Genomic DNA, 20,760 nt, shown 5'->3' on the forward strand with positions numbered 1-20,760 from the left:
TGGGTCATCATGACGCCTGCTTCGGCCAGCCAGCGATTGATGGTCTTGAACAATTGACGGGCCAGTTGATGCTGCTCGAGCAGGTGGCGGAAATTCATGATGGTGGTGCGATCCGGCAGGGCGCTATCCAGGGATAATCGGGCAAACAGGCGCATGGAGGGGCCTTGTTGCTCAAATCGGGGAACTATCTGTCATCTCGGTGATCTGATCCTGTAGCGCAGTCTCCGAGAGCATCAGATGGGCAAGTCCAAGCACAAGATCAGCAACTGGCAGCAGTACAACCAAGCCTTGGTGCAACGCGGTTCGTTGACCATCTGGATGGACGAACAAGCCATTAAGCAGTGGCATTGCCTGGTCCACCATGGCCGCCGAGGGAGAGGTTTCCACTACAGTGACACCGCCATTGAGACGGCCCTGATGCTAAAAGGCTTGTTCAAGTTGCCGCTGCGGGCGCTAGAAGGCTTCATTAACTCGTTGTTCCAACTGATGGCGGTGCCTTTGCAGTCGCCGGACTATAGCTGTATCAGCAAGCGCGCCAAGACCGTCGACATCAAGTACCGCCTCCCCAGCCAAGGCCCGGTGGCTCACTTGGTCATTGATGCAACCGGCCTCAAGGTCTATGGCGAAGGCGAATGGAAAATTCGCAAACACGGCAAGGAGAAGCGACGAGTGTGGCGCAAGCTCCACTTGGCGGTGGATGCCACAACCCATGCGGTCATCGCTGCCGAAGTCAGCCTGGAGACGGTGGCGGATAACGAGGTGTTACCGACGTTGCTCAACCCCTTACGACGCAAGATAAAACAGGTCAGCGCCGATGGTGCGTATGACACCAAGGCCTGTCATGCGCTACTGAAGAAGAAGGGGGCGAAAGCCACCATACCGCCGAGAAAAAATGCGGCACCGTGGGAGGAAGGCCATCCCCGCAACGAGGCGGTGACGGCGCTCAAGGCCGGTGAACTGAAGCAATGGAAGAAAGACTCCGGCTATCACCAGCGCTCGATAGCCGAGACCGCCATGTACCGGTTCAAGCAACTCATCGGGCCAACGCTGAGCCTGCGGAACTACAACGCCCAGGTGGGCGAAATCCTGGGGAAGGTTATCGGTATTGCTGAGCAGCGCAAAATCGCATCGGCAGCCGCCATTTCCCCTGAGCCCTTCACAACTATCCACGATGAGGAACAGGCGCTGGCGCCTGATGGCAAAGCGCGTCAGGTGACCCTGATTTAAGGCTGGCTATCCGATAGCACGATCAGTGTAAAAACCAGCAGTGTGAAAACAATCAAGGCGCCAGTGGCGCCTTGATTGTTTGATGAGATGGTCGGTCACCGCTGGCCGTTACCTAAACAGCCATTCCATATCGTCCTCTTCCTCATCCCACCTCATTTGCTTCTGATCCCAGCGGGCCGCCAGATAGGGTTTGAGGGTCTGCAGGGTGGTGATCTCGGCCAGCTGGGCAGTCAGGTGGTCGATATCACGCAGCAAATAGTCCCGATGTTCGGCAAAGGCCTGCTCGGTCTTTTTCTTGGATGATTGCTTGAATTTGTGCAGCACCGCGCCCATTAGCCCGTCTTGCCCGCCGTAGTAGCTGACTTCGAGCTCGCGTAGCTGGCGTTTCAGCATCGGGTTGAGGTAAGCGAGGTTCTCGTCACTGAGCAGGTTATCGAACTCGGGCAGGTGGGTGTGGGCCAGCTGCAACAGGGTGAACATCTCTTTGTTTTCCCAGGCCTGGCTGAGTTGGCCCATGATGCGGGTCTTTTCCGCCTGCATGACGGGGTCGGGTTCCCGATCCGGGTGCAGCGCCAGGGCGAGCTTGCGATAGAGCTGCTTGAGGCTGGATTTGCTGAACAACTGTTCGATGCGCGCCTCTTCCTCTTGCTCACGACGGGTGCGCGCGTGGGCAAAAGCATCTTGCTGCTCAGTGCCGAAGAGAGGCTCATCGGCAAACAACTCATCATCGTCGAAGCGGGCATCCTCTTCTTTATCGACGGTGTTGCACTCTTCGGCCATATGCTGGCGCGCCGCATTCATCATGTACTCGTTCAACCGATCGGGGTTTTTGAGCATCTCGCGCAAGGTATCGATGTCATCGGGGCAGTGGCCACAAGTCTCCATCAGCATCTGGGTAAGAACGTCACACTGATAGTCGAGCTGTTCGTCATCCATGTGCAGGGCGGTATTGGTTTGGATTTGGTGAAAGAGGGGTGCCAAATCCATCTCGCCACGAAACGGATTGGACTCGATATAGCTGATGAGATCGTGGATCCAGTGGTGCAAGGTCTCCCGCTGCCACAGGGTAAAGCTCTTGCGAGCCGTAAAATCGACCAGGCGCTTGGCGAGGGCAAAGATGAGCTCGCACTGTTGACGCTCAAGGGGTTCTATTTCGCTGGTGAAACGCTGATAGATATCGCGGCAGTTGAGGGCTTGCTTGTCGATCTTTGCCTGTAGCTTTTCGAGCGCTTGCCAGTTGCGGTGGAAGAGATCGAGGGCGGGGTTGCCCGTCGCGGGGGAGGGCTGGCGAGCGGGCTGCTTGCGACCCGGATGACGAAGAGACATAGGTCGCCTCCATGGGCGTTAATTGATTCGCTAAAACAAAAAACCGGCGCGTGGCCGGTTTATCGCCGCGTATAAATTGCGCGAAGTCTGCCTTGCTGATGAGTTGCCGGCCATATTCAAGCCTTTCATTTCTTTCGCAACAGATAGCAACAACAGAGAAATAATGGGGTGGCTGATGGGGCTCGAACCCACGACAACCGGAATCACAATCCGGGACTCTACCAACTGAGCTACAGCCACCACTGAAATCATCGCCATTTTGTGTCTGCCAAGGCGTGGCCAAGGTCATCTTGAGATAATCTGCCGAATGGACAATAAGTCACACTCTTCGTCAATAACTCAATGATTTAAAACACATTTTAAATGGCGCGCCCTGCAGGATTCGAACCTGCGACCCACGGCTTAGAAGGCCGTTGCTCTATCCGACTGAGCTAAGGGCGCTCTGTATCGATTAGCCAAGGTGGCTCATCGATGAACTTGGTCGGTGATAAAGGATTCGAACCTTTGACCCTCTGGTCCCAAACCAGATGCGCTACCGGGCTGCGCTAATCACCGAAAATTTCCTGTCCAGCATACCGATAGCGGCGGTACTGGGCAACGGGCGGGCATCATACCCAAGCGGGAAAGGCAGCGTCAACGTATTTTTCCGCCAGTAAATTCAAGTGCCTACTTATTGCCCGCCCAGCGAGCGCTGCTAACACCTGCGCCAAAAAAATGCGACAATGCGCGGCAGTTGAACACATGGTGAGTGAAGAACGATGTCTGCCAAAATCATTGATGGAAAACAGGTTGCGCAAACGATTCGCAATCAGGTCGCAGCGCAAGTCCAACAGCGGTTGGCACAAGGGAAACGGGCGCCAGGTCTAGCGGTGATCCTGGTAGGGGTGGATCCTGCGTCTCAGGTCTATGTCGGCAGTAAGCGCCGCGCCTGTGAAGAGGTTGGGTTTATCTCCCGCTCTTACGATTTGAGCGCGACGGCGAGCCAGGAAGAGCTGCTGGCCCTGATCGATCGGCTCAATGATGATGCGGATGTAGACGGCATTCTGGTGCAACTGCCGCTGCCGGCCCATTGTGATACGACCCAGGTGCTGGAGCGTATTCGTCCCGACAAGGACGTGGATGGCTTCCACCCGTACAACGTGGGCCGTCTGGCGCAACGCATTCCGGCACTGCGCCCCTGTACGCCCAAGGGCATCATGACCCTGATAGAGACCACTGGCGTCAAGACTCATGGTTTGCATGCTGTGGTGGTCGGTGCATCCAACATAGTGGGGCGCCCGATGACGCTAGAGCTGCTGCTGGCTGGTTGCACCACGACCACCTGCCACCGCTTCACCCAGGATCTGGAACAGCAGGTGCGTCGTGCCGACTTGCTGGTCGTGGCCGTGGGCAAGCCGAACTTCATTCCGGGAGAGTGGGTCAAGCCGGGTGCCCTGGTGATCGACGTGGGTATCAATCGTCTGGCTGACGGCTCTCTGGTGGGGGATGTGGAGTTCGAGACGGCGCGTAATCATGCCTCTTTCATCACACCGGTTCCGGGTGGTGTTGGCCCCATGACGGTAGCGAGCCTGATGGAAAACACCCTGAGTGCCTGTCAGGACTATCACGACCAGGCTCTGTGATGATGGGTGAAGCCTGCATCTGATTGGCTTCACGCTCACACTCAAAGCTCAAAATAAAAAACCCGGCAACCTTGCGGTTCGCCGGGTTTTTTATTTATCCAGTTTGACTCTTACATGTTCTGTGCTTCGTTTGGCACGATGACAGAGGCGTGATTTCCTTTCGGCCCCTGCTGCAGTTCGAAGTTGACTGCCTGACCTGCTTTCAAGGTCTTGTAACCTTCCATTTGTATCGTGGAGTAGTGGGCGAAGATATCTTCACCACCCCCTTCCGGACAGATAAACCCAAATCCTTTTGCGTTGTTAAACCACTTGACTGTTCCGGTTGCCATACATCTACATCCTTTTATTGATTACCCTGAAGTCGTTGAGTAACCTGCGCCAGCCCTTTATAACTAGTAGCATACGTCTATAGCAGACGGGCGCCGATTAGCAAGTAACCAATCTAGTCTAACTTTTGAGCGAGTCAAGGAGTTGTTAACAACTGATGTGATCTGGTTAACAAGTCTATTGACAATCTTGTGTTAGACGGTAGTAATCTAGAGGTACCGAAGCGCGACTATGAGCAAGCAGAAAGAACTCTTTGCTAATGAAGAGATTGCACAAGCAGAGAAAACGAAGCTGCAACCGCCACCCATGTACAAGGTCGTCCTGAACAACGACGACTACACACCGATGGAGTTTGTGGTGGAGGTGCTGCAAAAGTTCTTTGGTATGGATTTGGACAAGGCTACCCAAGTGATGCTGAGTGTGCATTATAGTGGTAAGGGAGTCTGTGGTACGTTTACCGCCGAGATTGCCGAAACCAAAGTGGTCCAGGTCAACACCTATTCACGTAACAACGAACATCCACTGCTATGTACCATGGAAAAGGCTTGAATCTGATGACTTGATGGCGAGAACGACACCACATTGTTGCTGTACTAGGGGAGGTGCCTATGTTGAATAAAGATCTAGAAAAGACGCTGAACGAGGCTTTCAAACTGGCCCGTGACGAGCGCCACGAATTCATGACTGTCGAGCACCTGTTGTTAGCCCTGCTGGATAACAGCTCAGCCCTTGAGGCGTTGAGTTCGTGTGGTGCTGATGTGGAACTGATGCGCAAAGAGATCAGCGCATTCATCGGTCAAACAACCCCGCTTATTCCCCGCGATGATGAAGACAGAGAAACCCAGCCCACGCTTGGCTTCCAGCGGGTGTTGCAACGTGCTGTCTTCCATGTGCAATCCTCCGGCAATACTGAGGTCAGCGGCGCCAACGTGCTGGTGGCCATCTTCAGTGAGCAGGAATCTCAGGCGGCCTATTTTCTGAAAAAGGCCGAGATAAGCCGGCTGGATGTGGTCAATTTCCTCTCCCACGGGGTGCGAAAAGACAGCAAGCCGGACAACAGCAGTAACAATGCCGAGTCTGACGATGATGTCTCTGCTGCCCAGATAGAAAGCTTTGCCACCAACCTGAATCAGCTGGTGCTGGAAGGGCGTATCGACCCGCTCATCGGCCGCGATCAGGAACTGAGCCGTACCATCCAGGTATTGTGCCGTCGCCGCAAGAACAATCCGCTGCTGGTGGGTGAAGCCGGTGTTGGCAAGACAGCCATCGCCGAAGGCCTGGCCTATCGCATCGTCAAGGGAGATGTGCCCGAGGTGATTGCCGGTAGCACCATCTATTCACTGGATATGGGGTCCTTGCTGGCGGGCACCAAGTATCGTGGTGATTTCGAAAAACGCCTCAAAGTGTTGCTCAAGCAGATTGAGCGTCAGGAAGGGGCCATCCTCTTCATCGACGAGATCCACACCATCATAGGGGCCGGTGCGGCTTCGGGTGGCCAGCTTGATGCAGCCAACCTCATCAAGCCGTTGCTCTCCAATGGTTTGTTGCGCTGTGTCGGGTCGACAACCTACCAGGAATACTCCCAGATCTTCGAGAAAGACCGTGCCCTGGCCCGTCGTTTCCAGAAGATCGATATCGTCGAGCCGAGTGTGGATGATACCACTCGCATCCTGATGGGCCTCAAGAGCCGCTACGAATCGCACCACGGAGTGCGTTATACAGTCAAGGCGATCCGGGCTGCGGTTGAGCTGTCGGCCAAGTACATCAATGACCGTCATCTGCCTGACAAGGCCATCGACGTGATCGACGAGGCGGGGGCAGGGCAACGTTTGCTGCCGGTGAGCAAGCGCAAGAAAGTGATCAATGTGCCGGAAATCGAAGCCATCGTTGCCAAGATTGCCCGTATCCCGGAGAAATCTGTTTCTTCTTCCGACAAGGAAGTGCTGAAAAACCTGGAGCGCAATCTCAAGATGGTGGTGTTTGGCCAGGACAAGGCCATAGAGGTGTTGACTGATGCTATTCGGCTGTCACGCTCAGGTCTTGGCAATGAACGCCGCCCGGTGGGTTGCTTCCTGTTTGCCGGCCCGACCGGGGTGGGCAAGACGGAGGTCACCCAGCAACTTGGCAAGGCGCTCGGGGTGGAAATGCTGCGTTTTGATATGTCCGAGTACATGGAGCGCCATACCGTCTCACGTTTGATTGGTGCCCCTCCCGGTTATGTCGGTTTTGAACAGGGCGGCTTGCTGACCGACTCAGTGCTCAAGCATCCCCACTCTGTGGTGTTGCTGGACGAGATTGAGAAGGCGCACCCGGATGTGTTCAACCTGCTGTTGCAGGTAATGGACAACGGGACCCTGACGGACAACAACGGGCGCAAGGCCGATTTCCGTAACGTGATCCTGGTGATGACCACCAACGCCGGTGTGCAGGAGACCCAGCGCAAGTCCATTGGCTTCCAGCAACAAGATATGAGCCACGATGCCATGGCGGTGATAAACAAGACGTTCAGTCCTGAGTTCCGCAACCGGCTGGATCACACCATCTGGTTCAACCATCTGGATATGCAGGTGATCCACCAGGTGGTCGACAAGTTCATTGTCGAGTTGCAGGTACAGCTGGATGCCAAGGGTGTGTCTCTTGAAGTGTCCGAGGGTGTCCGCCACTGGTTGGCCGAGAAGGGATATGACAGGGCCATGGGAGCCAGACCCATGGGACGGGTCATCCAGGAACACCTCAAGAAACCACTGGCCAATGAAATCCTGTTTGGATCACTGGTTGATGGAGGGGTAGTGAAGGTTGAGTTGGTAAATGACAGCCTCAGCTTTGACTTTCAGGTCAATATTGAAGCTGTCTCCCACTAAGCACTGATAGTTAGAAAGCGACAAAAAACCCCAGCCGAGAGGTTGGGGTTTTTTGCTGAATTCCTGGCTTAGCGAGAGCGGAAAACAATACGTCCCTTGGAGAGATCGTACGGAGTCAGAGCTACCGTTACTTTGTCCCCAGTCAGGATACGGATGTAGTTTTTGCGCATCTTGCCGGAAATATGAGCGATAACCACGTGACCATTTTCCAGTTCCACACGGAACATGGTATTGGGCAGGGTTTCGAGAATGGTGCCCTGCATCTCAATACTGTCTTCTTTAGCCATTGAATCCTCTTGATAAGCCACAACAAAAATCCGCTGGATCATGCCGGATTTAAGGCTATGTGTAAAGTTTACTCGGGCTTGGTGTCGATATTTTTCCATTCCCCCTGTATCAGCCGCTCGTGAGGCAGGTATTGGCGCTTGTAATTCATCTTGCGGCACGCCTCCACCAGATAGCCAAGATACAACCAGGTGCGACCTGTGCGCTTGGCCAGATCCAGCTGACTCAGAATGGCAAAGGTACCGAGGGAGCGATCGGCGTGAGCCGGATCGAAAAAGGTATACATGGCGCTCAAGGAGTGGGGGAGCAGATCCGTAGTAGCGACCCCGATCAGCCGGTTGTCCTTGCGCATTTCGAGGTAAAGTGGCGGCATCCAGTCGCAATGCAAAAAGCCCTTGTATTGGGTCCGGCTGGGGGGATACATGCTGCCGTCATGGTGACGCTCGCGAATGTAGCGCTCGTAGAGCTGGTAATACTCGGGCTTGTCGTCATAGCTGAGCACCAGTTCAAGGTCCTGATTCAACTGACGGATCCGCTTCTGGCTGCGGCTCGGCACAAAGCGTTCGCTGTGAATGCGCAGCGACTGGCAGGCACTGCAGGCCGGGCAGTGGGGCCGATATATGTCATTTCCGCTGCGCCGAAATCCCGCCGTCAGCAACCGCTCATAGCCGCTGGCATTGAGCAGGTTGTGGTCCATCAATACCAGCAGTTGCTCCTGTTCATGGCCCAGATAGCTGCATTGATGCTTGGGGGTCAGGCCTACCTTGAGGATCACTTCTTCTGTCATAGGCTGATGCTCCCCGCTTGCCAGCAGTTATCTACCAACGGCTGCCGGCTCAGTTTGGTCAGCGCCGTCAAAAACGTCTCTCTTGGCCACTCCTGGATCCCCATGGTGGCCAGAAAATCATTCTGCATCTGGCAATCGATCAGTGCACCACAGTGGCGGGCGAAGTGGTGACAGAGCGCCACCATGGCCAGCTTGGCGCCGTTGTCGATGCGGCTGAACATGGACTCACCGCAGAAGAGGCGGCCGAGGGAGAGGCCATAGAGGCCCGCTTGCAACTGGCCATGCTGCCAGATCTCGACGGAGTGGGCATGACCAAGGCGATGAAGTTGTCGATAGGCGTCGATCATGGGCGTGCTTATCCAGGTTCCACTGGCGCTGCGACGGGGGGCGGCGCAGGCCGCTATTACCTCATTAAAGGCGCGATTGATGGAAATATCGAATGAGGTGCGGCGGATAAATTTGCGCAGGCTGCGACCTATGTGCAGCTGTTCGGGGATGATGACCCCTCTGGGATCCGGCGACCACCACAGCAACGGCTGGTGGGGCTCATTCCACGGGAAGATCCCCTTGTGGTAAGCTGCCAGCAATCGTTCAGGGGAGAGATCCCCGCCGATCGCCAGCAGGCCGTTGGGTTCATCCAGTGCGTGCTCGGGGTCGGGAAACCAGCACAGCGCATCATCCAATTGGGTAAGATAGCGAGACATAAGGCGAAGAGGTTCACAGATGAAGGCCATTATCCTGATAGTATCCAGCTTGCTCTGCTTTGTCACTGCGCCCGCCGGGGCCCAGGTTTACGAGCGCAACACGGCGCGGCCCGTCAATCAGGTGGTGTTTGGCCAGGTGGAGACGGTGCGCAACATCACCCAGCGCCAGATCCTGGAGTCTGAACATTCCGGCTGGAAAACCCTGGGCGGGGCAGTCCTGGGTGGACTGCTTGGCAATCAGTTTGGCGGTGGTCATGGCCGTGAAATTGCCACCGCCGTCGGGGCGCTGGCCGGCGCGGCTGCGGCGCAGCAGTATCAGTCTGGCGGCACTGTGGTGGAGAACAAGCTGGTGGAGCTGCTCATTCGCAACGAGCAGAACGGGCTCATCAATGTCATTCAGGATTATGATCCGGCCATGGTATTCATGAACGGCGACAAGGTGCGCATCCTCTATTTCGACGATGGGGTACGAGTCGACAAGACCTACTGAGGCAAAGCATATCGAGCGAAGCAGGGAAGAGGGAAGAGGAGCAACCCGACGGTCTCCATTGACAGGAGCCTGTCGGGCGGTACTACACGGAACTCATCTAGCTCATGCAGATGAGCCCTGAGACACTATCTTGTCGCGACCTGTGTTTTTTGCCTGATAGAGCAGGCGATCCGCTTCACTCAGTGCCTCGTCCATGGAGACTCGCCCGACACTGATCACCCCGAAACTGGCGCGAACGAACAGTGGCGTCTCCCGTGACAAGGGTTGCTGACGCAGTTGTTGGCGCAGTCCCTCCAGCCGTTTGAGCAGCACTGGCACTGTGCAATGGGGCACCATAAGGGCAAACTCCTCCCCCCCAAAGCGGGCAATCATGGCATCGGGGAAGAACTGGGTCAGCAACCGGGTAAGGTGGCAGAGCAGTTGATCGCCGATGGCATGACCCCAGTGATCGTTGACCTGCTTGAAGTGATCCACATCGAGGACACACAGCGCGAGCGGCGTCTGCTGGCGCTGATGCTCCTCAAACCACTTTTGCCCCTCGTTGAACCAGTAGCGCCGGTTATAAAGCCCGGTCAGGTAATCGCGGTTGGCGGATTCCTGAATGCTGTTGAACTGCTCAAGCGCCTCCAGGTTATGGCTGACCCGACACTGCAACTCTTCCGGCTCGAACGGCTGGTTGAGAAAGTCGTTGGCCCCTTGCTTGAGGTAGCGGGCAGACAAGCCCCGTTTGTCCGACACCGAGATCCCTATGATGGCGAGCTGCTGCTTGCTGTAGCGCTCTCGCAGCATCCGCACCAAGCTGATGCCGTCAATTTCCGGCATATAGTAGTCGACCAGTACCAGCCGGATGGCCGGATGCTGCTCAAGGGTGGCAAGGGCTTCGCGGGCATGGCTCGCCTCGTGGACCAGCAACAACTGCTTGCGTAGCTGTGCCATAGTGCGGTGGCGGGAGGTGCGTGAATCATCGACGACCAGCACTTCAATCTGCTGATTGAGATAGAGGCGATGCACCAGACCGACCGCGTATTGCAGGGAGTGACGTGAATCTTTCATCACATAATCCAGCACCCCTGCTTCCAGCCAGGCCTCCCGCTTGTCTTCGCTGATGTCGGCGGTGAGGATCACCACTGGCAAGCCTCGCTCCAGCAGCACCTTGACGGCTTCCCCGCTGGGAGCATCAGGCAGGGTGAGATCCACCAGCGCGACCACGTATTCGTCTCCCTGGCAGTGACGTGCCCCCTCCAGGGTATCGAAGGCATCAATCTCCAGGCCAGTTTGCTGCGCGATGGCCTGGATCAACATGCGACGGATCGTCATGCTATCTTCGACAATCAATATTTTCTGTTTCATCCGGCTCCTTAACGTAAAAAGGCATGCCTCACGGCATGCCTTTTATATCCCTTGCGCTTATTGCGCGTCCAGATATCGCTCGGCATCGAGGGCGGCCATGCAGCCGGTGCCGGCAGATGTGATGGCCTGACGGTAGTTGTGATCGGCCACGTCGCCGGCGGCAAATACCCCTTCAATGCTGGTCTGGGTGGCAAAGCCGTCCAGCCCGCCACGGACGATCAGGTAGCCGTTTTGCATCGCCAGCTGGCCCTCGAAGATCTGGGTATTCGGCTGGTGGCCGATAGCGATGAATACGCCCATCAGCGGCAGATCCGTGGTGGTGTCATCCTGCGTGCTGCGCAGGCGCACACCGGTCACGCCCATCTGATCCCCCAGCACTTCGTCCAGGGTCTGGTGGGTGTGCAGCACTATGTTGCCGCTCGCTACCTTGTCGTGCAGACGCTTGATCAGGATCTTCTCGGCGCGAAACTCATCGCGGCGGTGAATGAGGTGCACCTTCTTGGCGATGTTGGCAAGATAGAGTGCCTCTTCCACTGCGGTATTGCCGCCGCCGATCACCGCCACTTCCTGGTTGCGATAGAAGAAGCCGTCACAGGTAGCGCAGGCGGAGACGCCGCGTCCCTTGAAGGCCTCTTCGGAAGGCAGTCCCAAATATTTGGCGGAGGCGCCGGTGGCGATGATCAGCGCATCGCAGGTGTATTCGGCGCTGTCGCCCTTGAGGCGGAACGGACGCTGGGTCAGCTCCACTTCATTGATATGATCAAACAGGATGCGGGTATCGAACTTCTCCGCATGGGCCTTCATGCGCTCCATCAGGGCTGGACCGGTCAGACCTTCGGGATCACCGGGCCAGTTTTCCACCTCTGTGGTGGTGGTCAGCTGACCACCTTGCTGCATGCCTGTGATGAGCAGAGGATTCAGGTTGGCGCGGGCTGCGTAGACGGCGGCAGTGTAACCGGCCGGGCCTGACCCCAGGATCAGCAGTTTGCTGTGAGTGACTTGGCTCATGATGTGATTTCCGAGACGTGATGAGTTTGCGCGATTGTAGGTAATTCGTGATATGGGGTCAAAGGTCAGTGAGTCGATTGTGCCAATCGATGATGGGTGCAGGCTGATGCTCATGTTGAGGTGAAAAGGGTCCATTCTGGACGGATCCTGACTCAGAGAAGTGCGTTTGCCGGCGCGAGGTTGGGCGTGGCTTGCGAGTTCGCTCGGGATGATCTTGGTCCCCCGGTATTTCGGCTGCGTTGTCGTGTCTTGCCTTGCCTCGTTGACGAAGCCGCAAACCGGATGTGTACGGGTGAGGGGCTTCTTGTTTTGCCCGTATCTGTGTCATGCCGACGATGGCCGAACCCGGCTTCATGCGGACAATATGGTCATGGTTGACAACTCTTGGCGCAGTGGCGCCCGATACCATCATTGCGTAGCAGATCCCTGTCTTGACCACCTCAACAGCAAGATGACCCTCAGCAGAGTACCAAGACAGTCAGGTAGAAGAGGAGCATGCGGGCTATTCGAATGAATAGAGATGCGTTCAGCCACTTTCTTCGCCATGGGCGGCAGCGTCAGGTCATTTCTGGGTGGATGGTTTAGAGGGGGCCGCGATTGAAGGATAGGGCCAGTGCCTGGGACCCAATGCAAACAGGTGGCACAACGGGATTAAAGAGGGGATGTTCCCCGCGGGTCAGGCATGTTTGATGTGCGGAGTTATCTGGTCTGGATGATCATCCGGTCTTGGCGAAAACGGCTGCTGCAGAGACCAAAATATCGGCACCGACAGCGCGATAATCTGCCTCATCCAAGCCAATGCCGCTTCCTGCGCCGCTTTGGACGAAAACAGTATGGTTTCGTGCTGTCAGTTCACGTACACTGGCCGGAACCATGTCTAGGCGATATTCATGGTTTTATATTTCTTTAGGTACACCGATAATCATGCTATCCCTCGTCTATCGACCGGTGTTTTATGTTGCTTCAAGGTTACGTAACATTTGCGCCTAGCATATTCAGGTATTGACAGGATTTGTGACCATAATTATAAAATGACTGGTGATTCTTACCAAAAAATAGCCAAAGGATGGAATAAAATGATGGAAGCTAAGAGTCGGCTAAAGGATTTGGACAGGATTGACCGCAACATTCTGAATGAACTGCAAAAGGATGGCAGGATTTCGAACGTTGAGTTGTCCAAGCGAGTTGGCCTGAGTCCTACACCGTGTCTGGAACGGGTTCGTCGCCTCGAGCGACAAGGTTATATCGAAGGATATGCCGCTATTCTGAACCCTCATTATCTGGATGCGTCTCTGCTGGTGTTCGTGGAAATTACCCTCAATCGCGGTGCGCCGGATGTGTTTGAACAGTTCAACAAGGCTGTTCAGGTGCTTGAAGAGATCCAGGAGTGCCATCTGGTCTCCGGCGATTTCGACTATCTGCTCAAGACCCGCGTCAGCGACATGTCGGCCTACCGCCGCCTGCTGGGGGAAACCCTGCTGCGACTGCCCGGCGTCAATGACACCCGCACCTATGTGGTGATGGAAGAGGTCAAGCAGAGCAGTCGTCTGGTGATCAGCACCCGTTGAGTTGGGTTATGCTGTGGCTTGCTAGGCTAATGACAAGTCACGACAGTCAGAAACGAGCGGCCGGTCCGCTCGTTTCTTCTTATCGAGTTGGTTGTGAATATGGCCCAGCCCATCAGGCACTGGCTGACAATCGGTGGGCTTTTCAGGGATACTAGGCCCCCTTATCCCCCCGCATTATATGTTTTCAGAAAGGAGCCGGAGTTTGGCCGATAAAAAGCTGTTTACTCCTTTATCAGGTACACAACGGATCTTCGAAGCCGTCTTGATCGCCATCACTCTGATGGCTGCCTATCTCTTGCTTGCCCTGTTGTCCTATCATCCCGCCGATCCCGGTTGGTCGCAGACCTCCTGGCAAGGGGAGGTGAAGAACCTCGCCGGCAGCGCGGGGGCCTGGCTCGCCGATATCACCATGTTTACCTTTGGGGCTTTCTCCTATCTGGTCCCCCCCCTGGTAGTTTTACTGGGCTGGAGCCTGTTCTGGCGTCCGAGCCGGCTGCTGGATGTGGACTATCTCACCCTGTCGGTGCGCATCGTCGGCTTCGTGCTGACAGTGCTCGGCATGTCCGCCATTGCCAGCATGAACTTCAATGACATGCAGAATTTTTCCGCCGGTGGCCTGGTGGGGGACGTGATCGCCTCCGCCGTGGTGCCGCTGTTTGGCGGCGTCGGTGCCAATCTGATGTTGCTCTGCTTCGTGGCAACCGGCATCACACTGTTTACCGGCTGGTCCTGGCTCACCATAGTCGAGCGGATTGGCGCCACCTGTACCGGTTCGGTCAGCGCCATCTACCACTTCCCCACTACACTGGGTCGCTGGTTGACCGGTGGCTGGCGTCAGCCCCGTTACGAGGGAGCGGATCCCTTGCTGGAAGGGGGCGTCGGTGCCCTCGAGCTCGATGATGAAGACGAGGATGAGCCGCACTCCAGCTGGACCCATCGTCCCAAGGGTAACGGTACCGCCAAGGGCCAGAAGGCAACCTCCGATGAGTGGCTGCCGGAGCTCGATGACGATACCTTCCAGTTCGACCCGCAGTTTGATGATGAAGATGACGAGCCGGCACCCGTGGCCAAACCCAAGCGCGCTGCCGCTGCCAATGCCCGTCGCCAGCCGGCCCTGACCACGGCCGATGACGAGGATGACGAATTCGATCTGCCCTGGGCCGAGGGTGAGGATGAGCCGGTCGCACCGGTTGCCGCCGCGCCGGGCAAGCCCAAGCGCCGTGTGCAACTGAGCATGCCCCCCTTGCCGAGCATCGAGCTGCTGGACAGACCGCCCGCCAAGACCCAGATGATGAGCAAAGACGAGCTGGACCGTATGGGCCGTTTGGTGGAAGCCAAGCTGGCCGACTACAACGTGCAGGCCAAGGTGGTCGGTGTCTATCCGGGCCCTGTCATCACCCGTTTCGAGCTGGATCTGGCCCCTGGCATGAAGGCGAGCAAGATCACCAACCTGTCGCGGGACTTGGCCCGATCACTTTCCGCCAGCAGTGTGCGGGTGGTGGAAGTGATCCCGGGCAAGACTTTCGTCGGTATCGAGTTGCCCAACCGGGTGCGCCAGACCGTTTACCTGCGCGAGACTCTCGATTGCGATGCTTTCCGTGATAGCCGCAACCCCCTTACCATGGGGCTCGGTCAGGACATTGCAGGGGAGCCCGTGGTGGTGAATCTGGCCAAGATGCCGCACTTGCTGGTGGCCGGTACGACCGGTTCGGGCAAGTCGGTGGGGGTCAACACCATGATCATCTCCATGCTCTACAAGTCGTCCCCGGACGATCTGCGTTTCATCATGATCGACCCCAAGATGCTGGAGCTCTCTGTCTACGAAGGGATCCCCCATCTGCTGACCGAAGTGGTCACCGACATGAAGGATGCTGCCAACGCCCTGCGCTGGTGTGTGGGCGAGATGGAGCGCCGTTACAAGCTGATGTCGGCGGTCGGGGTGCGTAACCTCAAGGGCTACAACGACAAGGTATTGGCTGCGGCTGCTGAGGGAGAACCGATGCGGGATCCCTTGTGGCGCCCGGGTGACTCCATGGATCAGATGCCGCCGGAGCTGGAAAAGCTGCCCCACATAGTGGTGGTGGTGGACGAATTCGCCGACATGATGATGATTGTCGGCAAGAAGGTCGAAGAGCTCATCGCCCGTATTGCCCAGAAAGCGCGGGCAGCCGGTATTCACCTCATACTGGCGACCCAGCGTCCGTCGGTGGATGTGATCACCGGTCTTATCAAGGCCAACATACCGACCCGGATCTCGTTCCAGGTGTCGAGCAAGATCGACTCACGTACCATTCTGGATCAGGGCGGTGCCGAATCCCTGCTTGGCATGGGCGACATGCTCTACATGCCGGCCGGTACCTCCAACCCCACCCGTGTCCACGGCGCTTTCGTCGATGATCACGAGGTACATAAGGTGGTGGCGGACTGGAAACTGCGCGGTGAACCTAACTACATCGAAGAGATCCTCTCCGGTGAGTCAGGCGGCGAGGGTGGCAGCAGCGAATATGGCGGTGGTAGCGACGAAGAGCTCGACCCCCTGTTTGACGAGGCGGTGGCTTTCGTGGTGGAGTCGCGCCGTGGCTCGACGTCCAGCGTGCAGCGCAAATTCAAGATTGGTTACAACCGTGCGGCTCGTCTCATCGAGCAGATGGAAAATCAGGGTATCGTCAGCTCGCCGGGCGGCAATGGTCAGCGCGATGTGCTGGCACCGCCGCCGGTACGGGACTAAGGCTCACCCTTCCTCTACCCTGGCCATGCCCTCATCGGGTGTGGCCTTTTATCGAGAGCGTCTTCATGAAAAGCGTGATGAAAAAACAACTGTTGATAGGGTCTGTGCTGCTGGTTGCCAGCAGTCAGGTGTGGGCGGATGCGGCCAGCAGCCTCAAGCAGAAGCTGGCCGATGTGAGCCTCTTCTCCGCCAAGTTTGCCCAGACCGTCTACGACAGCAAGGGCAAGGAGCTGCAAAAGGCCGGTGGCGATCTGCTGGTGCAGCGCCCGAATCGTTTCAACTGGCATACCACCTCGCCGGACGAGAGCCTGATCGTGGCGGATGGCAAGGACGTCTGGGTCTATGACCCCTTCGTCGAGCAGGTAACCGCCCTCAAACTCAAGGATGCGGTCCTCAATACCCCCTTCATCCTGATCGCCGGCAACGATGACAAATTCTGGAAGCACTATGACGTGACCCAGGAAGGGAATGTCTACACCGTTACCAGCCGCAACAAGGATGAGCTGATCGCCTCCTTTCGCGTCACGTTCGACAGGCAGAACAACATCAGTCGTTTCGATGTGAAAGAGGCACAGGGGCAATGGAGCGAATTTACCCTGAGCAGTTTCAACCGCAAGCCGGTGCTCAAGGGCAACGAATTTGTTTTCAAGATCCCGAAGGGGGTCGAGCTGGACGACCAGCGCTGATGAGCAATTTCTCTTTGGATGTCTCGTCGGGCCATCACCTGCTGGCGGCCCGCATGATGTCTTTGGATCTATCGTCGAGCAGTCCTCCACTGGCGGTCGGCATGACGCTGGATGGTCAATGCAGATGAGCAATTTATCCCTGGATTTTTCGTCGGACTTTCGTCCGCTGGCGGCCCGGATGCGGCCGCAAAACCTCGACCAGTACATAGGTCAGCAGCATATCCTGGGGCCTGACAAGCCCCTGCGCAAAGCGATCCTGGCCGGTCACTGCCACTCGATGATTTTGTGGGGGCCGCCCGGTACCGGCAAGACCACCCTGGCGGAACTGATGGCGCACTACTGCCAGGCCGAGGTGGAGCGGCTCTCCGCGGTGACCTCCGGTATCAAGGAGATCCGCGCCGCCATCGACAAGGCAAAGGAGAACAGCTGGCGCGGGGTGCGTACCATATTGTTCGTCGATGAGGTGCACCGCTTTAACAAGAGCCAGCAGGATGTGTTCCTGCCCCACATCGAAGACGGCACCATCACCTTTATCGGTGCCACCACCGAAAACCCCTCGTTTGAACTCAACAACGCACTGCTCTCCCGGGCCCGGGTCTATCTGCTCAAGCGGCTGGAGGAGGACGACATCCTCGCCATGATCGATCAGGCAATGACAGACTCCCGCGGTCTCAATGATCCGGCACTCACCTTTGCCCCCGGAGTGAAGGAGGCGCTGGCCAAAGCCGTGGATGGTGACGGGCGCAAGTCCCTCAACTACCTGGAGCTCTTGGCCGACATGGCCGAAACCAATGGGGCAGGGGAGAGGGTGATCGACAGTGCCCTGCTCGCCGCCGTGGTGGGTGAGCACGTGGCGCGCTTTGACAAGGGGGGCGATCACTTCTACGACCTCATCTCGGCGGTGCACAAGTCCATTCGCGGCTCGGCCCCCGATGCGGCCCTCTACTGGTATGCCCGCATGGTGAGCGCAGGTTGCGATCCCCTCTACATCGCCCGCCGCTTGCTGGCGATTGCCTCGGAAGATGTGGGCAATGCCGACCCAAGAGCCATGCAGGTGGCGCTGTCGGCCTGGGACTGCTTCCACCGCATCGGTCCTGCCGAAGGGGAGCGGGCCATCGCCCAGGCCATCGTCTACCTTGCCTGCGCCCCCAAGAGCAATGCGGTCTACACCGCCTGGAAAGCGGCGCTCAACGACGCCAAAAACCTGCCCGATTTCGAGGTGCCGCCGCACCTTCGCAACGCACCCACCAAGCTGATGAGCGATCTGGGCTATGGCGCCGAGTACCGCTACGCCCATGACGAACCGGGGGCCTATGCCGCTGGCGAGCAATATTTTCCGCCGGAGCTGGCGGGCAAGCAGTACTACCAGCCCACGGATCGCGGTCTCGAGAAGCAGATCGCCCAGAAGCTCGATTATCTCCACGAGCTGGATAAACAGAGCCCACGCAAGCGGGACACCTGACAGGGCGAGCCCGCCTATGTGCATTCGTGATCCCCGGGGCTATATGAGCCTTGCATCGTCAAGGGGCCAGCAGGGGTCGTATTTGCCCTCACAGGGCAGGTAACGTCAGTAAAAACGACATAAATAGTCCCTGTTCGCGCGGGGGGGCGGTCTGATACACTGCCCCTCTGACCCCGCTTGTCTTGGCCTGATGCCATCTTCTTGATTTCGAAGGCCTGATTTTGAAGGCCCGAAGCTGAAGACGATAGGGGTGCGCCAACCGATGTTAACTTCCGGATCTGTTTTCTCGCCCGGTCTGATGACCCAGGCCCAGATCCCATTTTAAAAAAGTAGGTAAACCATGCTGGATCCCAAATATCTGCGTAGCGAGATCGATGAAGCTGCCGCTCGTCTGGCGACACGTGGCTACGTTCTGGACGTAGTGGCTGTCAATGCTCTGGAAGAGAAACGCAAGGATCTGCAGTCCCGTACCCAGGAGCTGCAGGCCGAGCGCAATGCCCGCTCCAAGTCCATCGGTGAGGCTGCCCGTCGTGGTGAAGATGTGGCTCCGCTCAAGGCCGAGGTGACCAAGATCAACGACGAGCTTGAAACCAGCAAGGTTGAGCTCGATGCGCTGCTGACTGAGATCAAGTCCATCTCCGATGCCATTCCCAACCTGCCGAGTGACACCACTCCTGTGGGGCGCGACGAGAACGACAACGTCGAAGTGCGCCGCTGGGGTACCCCGCGCGCGTTCGACTTCCCGGTGCGCGATCACATCGATCTCGGTGAAGCGGCCAAGGGTGTCGACTTCAAGAACGGCGTCAAACTCTCCGGCGCCCGTTTCGTGGTGATGAAGGGTCAGATTGCCCGCCTGCACCGCGCCCTGGCGCAGTTCATGCTGGACTTGCACACTCTGCAGCACGGTTACACCGAGTGCTACGTGCCTTACCTGGTGAACCCGGACAGCCTGTACGGCACCGGCCAACTGCCCAAATTCTCCGAAGACTTGTTCAACACCGGCATCAATGGTGAAGGGGAAGAAGAGGGCAAGGTGCGCAAGTTCTCCCTGATCCCGACCTCCGAAGTGCCGCTTACCAACATGGCACGCGACGAGATCTTCGATGAGCAGGAGCTGCCCATCAAGATGACGGCCCACAGCCCCTGCTTCCGCTCCGAAGCGGGTTCCTACGGCCGTGACACCCGTGGTCTCATCCGCATGCACCAGTTCGACAAGGTCGAGATGGTGCAGCTGGTTCACCCCGAGAAATCCTGGGATGCGCTGGAAGAGATGGTGGGTCACGCCGAGAAGGTGCTGCAACTGCTGGAGCTGCCGTATCGCGTGATGGTGCTCTCTACCGGCGACATGGGCTTCTGCGCCGCCAAGACCTACGATCTGGAAGTGTGGCTGCCGGCCCAGAACACCTATCGTGAGATCTCCTCCGTCTCCAACTGCACCGATTTCCAGGCGCGCCGGATGCAGGCTCGCGTGCGTATCGATGGCAAGCCCCAGCTGCTACACACCCTGAATGGCTCAGGTCTGGCAGTGGGCCGCACCTTGGTGGCCGTGATCGAGAACTACCAGCAGGAAGATGGCCGCATCGCCATTCCGGCGGCGCTGCAATCCTACATGGGCGGTCTGACCCACATAGGCTAAGCGCACTCGCGTAAATACAACGCCATGGCCATGCCATGGCGTTGTGCATTTGGGCGCCAAATCTTCGCGTTGGCACCGAAAAAAGTGCTTCATCCGGCCCCTGGTCGAACATTTAACACATTTTTATCAAGCATTGCGCAATCGTTTTTGTTAGACTGCGCCGCAATTTCGCAGGACACTTTTTCCTATGGTCTGGATTGATTACGCCATCATCGGCATCGTCGGTTTCTCCGCTCTCATCAGCCTGGTACGTGGTTTCGTCAAGGAGGCCATGTCCCTTGTCACCTGGTTTATCGCCTTCTTTATCGCCAGCCATTTCTATCCCGATCTCGCCGTCTATTTCACCTCGTTCTCCGATCCCCTGGTACGCAACGGCCTGGCCATTGCAGCCCTGTTCGTGGCGACCCTGATCCTGGGCGGGGTAGTGAACTATGTGGTGGGGCTGCTGGTGGAAAAAACAGGCCTGTCAGGAACGGATCGGGTGCTTGGCATCTGTTTTGGCGCCATTCGCGGAGTGCTGATCGTCAGTGCCCTGCTGTTTTTTATGGATACCTTCACCAGCCTCTCCCAGAGCGACTGGTGGGTGGCGTCCAAGCTGGTACCCGAGTTCAAACCGGTTATCCAGTGGTTTTTCGGGTTCATGTTGAACTCATCCAGTTTTCTTAAACAGGTATAGTGACTTCGAGGTAGCAA

The 20,760-nt window shown here is 57.0% G+C and carries 18 protein-coding genes, 3 tRNA genes and 2 pseudogenes; 11 read left to right on the plus strand and 12 right to left on the minus strand.

The features are described from left to right. Positions 1 to 158, minus strand: a pseudogene (locus tag OKC28_RS06310) (transposase); the annotation flags it as partial. Between the two features lie 79 nt (positions 159 to 237). On the opposite strand from OKC28_RS06310, the gene OKC28_RS06315 reads away from it, so the two are divergent. Next, positions 238 to 1,227 (plus strand): IS5 family transposase, encoded by a 990-nt coding sequence (locus OKC28_RS06315; protein ID WP_270688237.1) that lies wholly within the window; start codon positions 238 to 240, stop codon positions 1,225 to 1,227. Positions 1,228 to 1,335: 108 nt separating this feature from the next. Here OKC28_RS06315 and OKC28_RS06320 read toward each other — a convergent pair whose 3' ends face one another. The 4 genes from OKC28_RS06320 to OKC28_RS06335 form a co-directional block, all read right to left on the minus strand. Beyond that, positions 1,336 to 2,553, minus strand: coding sequence for a J domain-containing protein (locus OKC28_RS06320; protein ID WP_202041670.1), 1,218 nt, complete (start codon positions 2,551 to 2,553; stop codon positions 1,336 to 1,338). A gap of 164 nt (positions 2,554 to 2,717) precedes the next feature. Continuing rightward, positions 2,718 to 2,793: transfer RNA gene (locus OKC28_RS06325), tRNA-His, on the minus strand. Positions 2,794 to 2,917: 124 nt separating this feature from the next. Further along, positions 2,918 to 2,994, minus strand: a tRNA-Arg gene (locus OKC28_RS06330). Positions 2,995 to 3,031: 37 nt separating this feature from the next. Beyond that, positions 3,032 to 3,108: transfer RNA gene (locus tag OKC28_RS06335), tRNA-Pro, on the minus strand. 203 nt (positions 3,109 to 3,311) lie between these two features. Here OKC28_RS06335 and folD point away from each other — a divergent pair. After that, complete coding sequence (gene folD, locus OKC28_RS06340) at positions 3,312 to 4,175, plus strand: bifunctional methylenetetrahydrofolate dehydrogenase/methenyltetrahydrofolate cyclohydrolase FolD (protein ID WP_005310722.1); 864 nt, start codon at positions 3,312 to 3,314, stop codon at positions 4,173 to 4,175. Between the two features lie 110 nt (positions 4,176 to 4,285). Here folD and cspD read toward each other — a convergent pair whose 3' ends face one another. Then, a complete protein-coding gene (gene cspD, locus OKC28_RS06345; RefSeq protein ID WP_005300025.1) occupies positions 4,286 to 4,504 on the minus strand; it encodes a cold shock-like protein CspD in 219 nt (72 codons plus the stop codon). A 229-nt stretch (positions 4,505 to 4,733) separates the two neighbouring features. On the opposite strand from cspD, the gene clpS reads away from it, so the two are divergent. Then, positions 4,734 to 5,051, plus strand: a complete 318-nt coding sequence (gene clpS / locus OKC28_RS06350) for an ATP-dependent Clp protease adapter ClpS (RefSeq protein ID WP_005310725.1) — start codon at positions 4,734 to 4,736, stop codon at positions 5,049 to 5,051. Between the two features lie 59 nt (positions 5,052 to 5,110). Further along, positions 5,111 to 7,363 carry an ATP-dependent Clp protease ATP-binding subunit ClpA gene (clpA, locus tag OKC28_RS06355; RefSeq protein WP_256688189.1) on the plus strand — a complete coding sequence of 751 codons (2,253 nt, stop codon included), beginning with the start codon at positions 5,111 to 5,113 and terminating at the stop codon, positions 7,361 to 7,363. A 68-nt stretch (positions 7,364 to 7,431) separates the two neighbouring features. Here the strand turns inward: clpA and infA are convergent, their stop codons facing one another. The 3 genes from infA to aat form a co-directional block, all read right to left on the minus strand. After that, positions 7,432 to 7,650 carry a translation initiation factor IF-1 gene (gene infA, locus OKC28_RS06360; protein ID WP_005300033.1) on the minus strand — a complete coding sequence of 73 codons (219 nt, stop codon included), beginning with the start codon at positions 7,648 to 7,650 and terminating at the stop codon, positions 7,432 to 7,434. A gap of 68 nt (positions 7,651 to 7,718) precedes the next feature. Further along, complete coding sequence (locus OKC28_RS06365; RefSeq protein ID WP_005310729.1) at positions 7,719 to 8,435, minus strand: arginyltransferase; 717 nt, start codon at positions 8,433 to 8,435, stop codon at positions 7,719 to 7,721. Continuing rightward, complete coding sequence (aat, locus tag OKC28_RS06370) at positions 8,432 to 9,139, minus strand: leucyl/phenylalanyl-tRNA--protein transferase (protein ID WP_256688190.1); 708 nt, start codon at positions 9,137 to 9,139, stop codon at positions 8,432 to 8,434. The genes OKC28_RS06365 and aat overlap by 4 nt, the downstream gene beginning before the upstream one ends. Before the next feature lie 19 nt (positions 9,140 to 9,158). Here aat and OKC28_RS06375 point away from each other — a divergent pair, with 19 nt between their 5' ends. After that, positions 9,159 to 9,629 carry a glycine zipper 2TM domain-containing protein gene (locus OKC28_RS06375; RefSeq protein ID WP_058394664.1) on the plus strand — a complete coding sequence of 157 codons (471 nt, stop codon included), beginning with the start codon at positions 9,159 to 9,161 and terminating at the stop codon, positions 9,627 to 9,629. A gap of 102 nt (positions 9,630 to 9,731) precedes the next feature. Here the strand turns inward: OKC28_RS06375 and OKC28_RS06380 are convergent, their stop codons facing one another. The 3 genes and pseudogenes from OKC28_RS06380 to OKC28_RS06390 form a co-directional block, all read right to left on the minus strand. Then, positions 9,732 to 10,979 (minus strand): diguanylate cyclase, encoded by a 1,248-nt coding sequence (locus tag OKC28_RS06380; protein ID WP_256688191.1) that lies wholly within the window; start codon positions 10,977 to 10,979, stop codon positions 9,732 to 9,734. A 57-nt stretch (positions 10,980 to 11,036) separates the two neighbouring features. After that, positions 11,037 to 11,987: a thioredoxin-disulfide reductase gene (gene trxB, locus OKC28_RS06385; RefSeq protein ID WP_021140586.1), complete on the minus strand. Its 951-nt coding sequence runs from the start codon at positions 11,985 to 11,987 to the stop codon at positions 11,037 to 11,039. A gap of 716 nt (positions 11,988 to 12,703) precedes the next feature. Next, positions 12,704 to 12,871: pseudogene (locus OKC28_RS06390) on the minus strand (alanine dehydrogenase); the annotation flags it as partial. Between the two features lie 192 nt (positions 12,872 to 13,063). Between OKC28_RS06390 and lrp the strand changes: the two are divergent. From lrp to OKC28_RS06420, 6 genes are all read left to right on the plus strand, one after another. Beyond that, entirely contained in the window at positions 13,064 to 13,555 is a 492-nt protein-coding gene (lrp, locus tag OKC28_RS06395; protein WP_005300047.1) for a leucine-responsive transcriptional regulator Lrp, read from the plus strand. A gap of 202 nt (positions 13,556 to 13,757) precedes the next feature. Then, on the plus strand, positions 13,758 to 16,283 hold the full coding sequence (locus OKC28_RS06400; RefSeq protein ID WP_256688193.1) for a DNA translocase FtsK: 2,526 nt from the start codon (positions 13,758 to 13,760) through the stop codon (positions 16,281 to 16,283). Between the two features lie 77 nt (positions 16,284 to 16,360). Next, positions 16,361 to 16,969: an outer membrane lipoprotein chaperone LolA gene (gene lolA / locus OKC28_RS06405; RefSeq protein WP_005310741.1), complete on the plus strand. Its 609-nt coding sequence runs from the start codon at positions 16,361 to 16,363 to the stop codon at positions 16,967 to 16,969. 118 nt (positions 16,970 to 17,087) lie between these two features. Continuing rightward, the gene (locus OKC28_RS06410) at positions 17,088 to 18,431 is read left to right on the plus strand and encodes a replication-associated recombination protein A (RefSeq protein WP_270688251.1); all 1,344 of its coding nucleotides are present in this window, start codon (positions 17,088 to 17,090) and stop codon (positions 18,429 to 18,431) included. 340 nt (positions 18,432 to 18,771) lie between these two features. After that, a complete protein-coding gene (gene serS, locus OKC28_RS06415) occupies positions 18,772 to 20,067 on the plus strand; it encodes a serine--tRNA ligase (protein ID WP_256688195.1) in 1,296 nt (431 codons plus the stop codon). A gap of 187 nt (positions 20,068 to 20,254) precedes the next feature. Beyond that, positions 20,255 to 20,743 carry a CvpA family protein gene (locus OKC28_RS06420; protein ID WP_005310746.1) on the plus strand — a complete coding sequence of 163 codons (489 nt, stop codon included), beginning with the start codon at positions 20,255 to 20,257 and terminating at the stop codon, positions 20,741 to 20,743. Positions 20,744 to 20,760 lie beyond the last annotated feature (17 nt).

Source organism: Aeromonas sp. D3, from assembly GCF_027705025.1.
Lineage (GTDB): Bacteria > Pseudomonadota > Gammaproteobacteria > Enterobacterales > Aeromonadaceae > Aeromonas > Aeromonas salmonicida.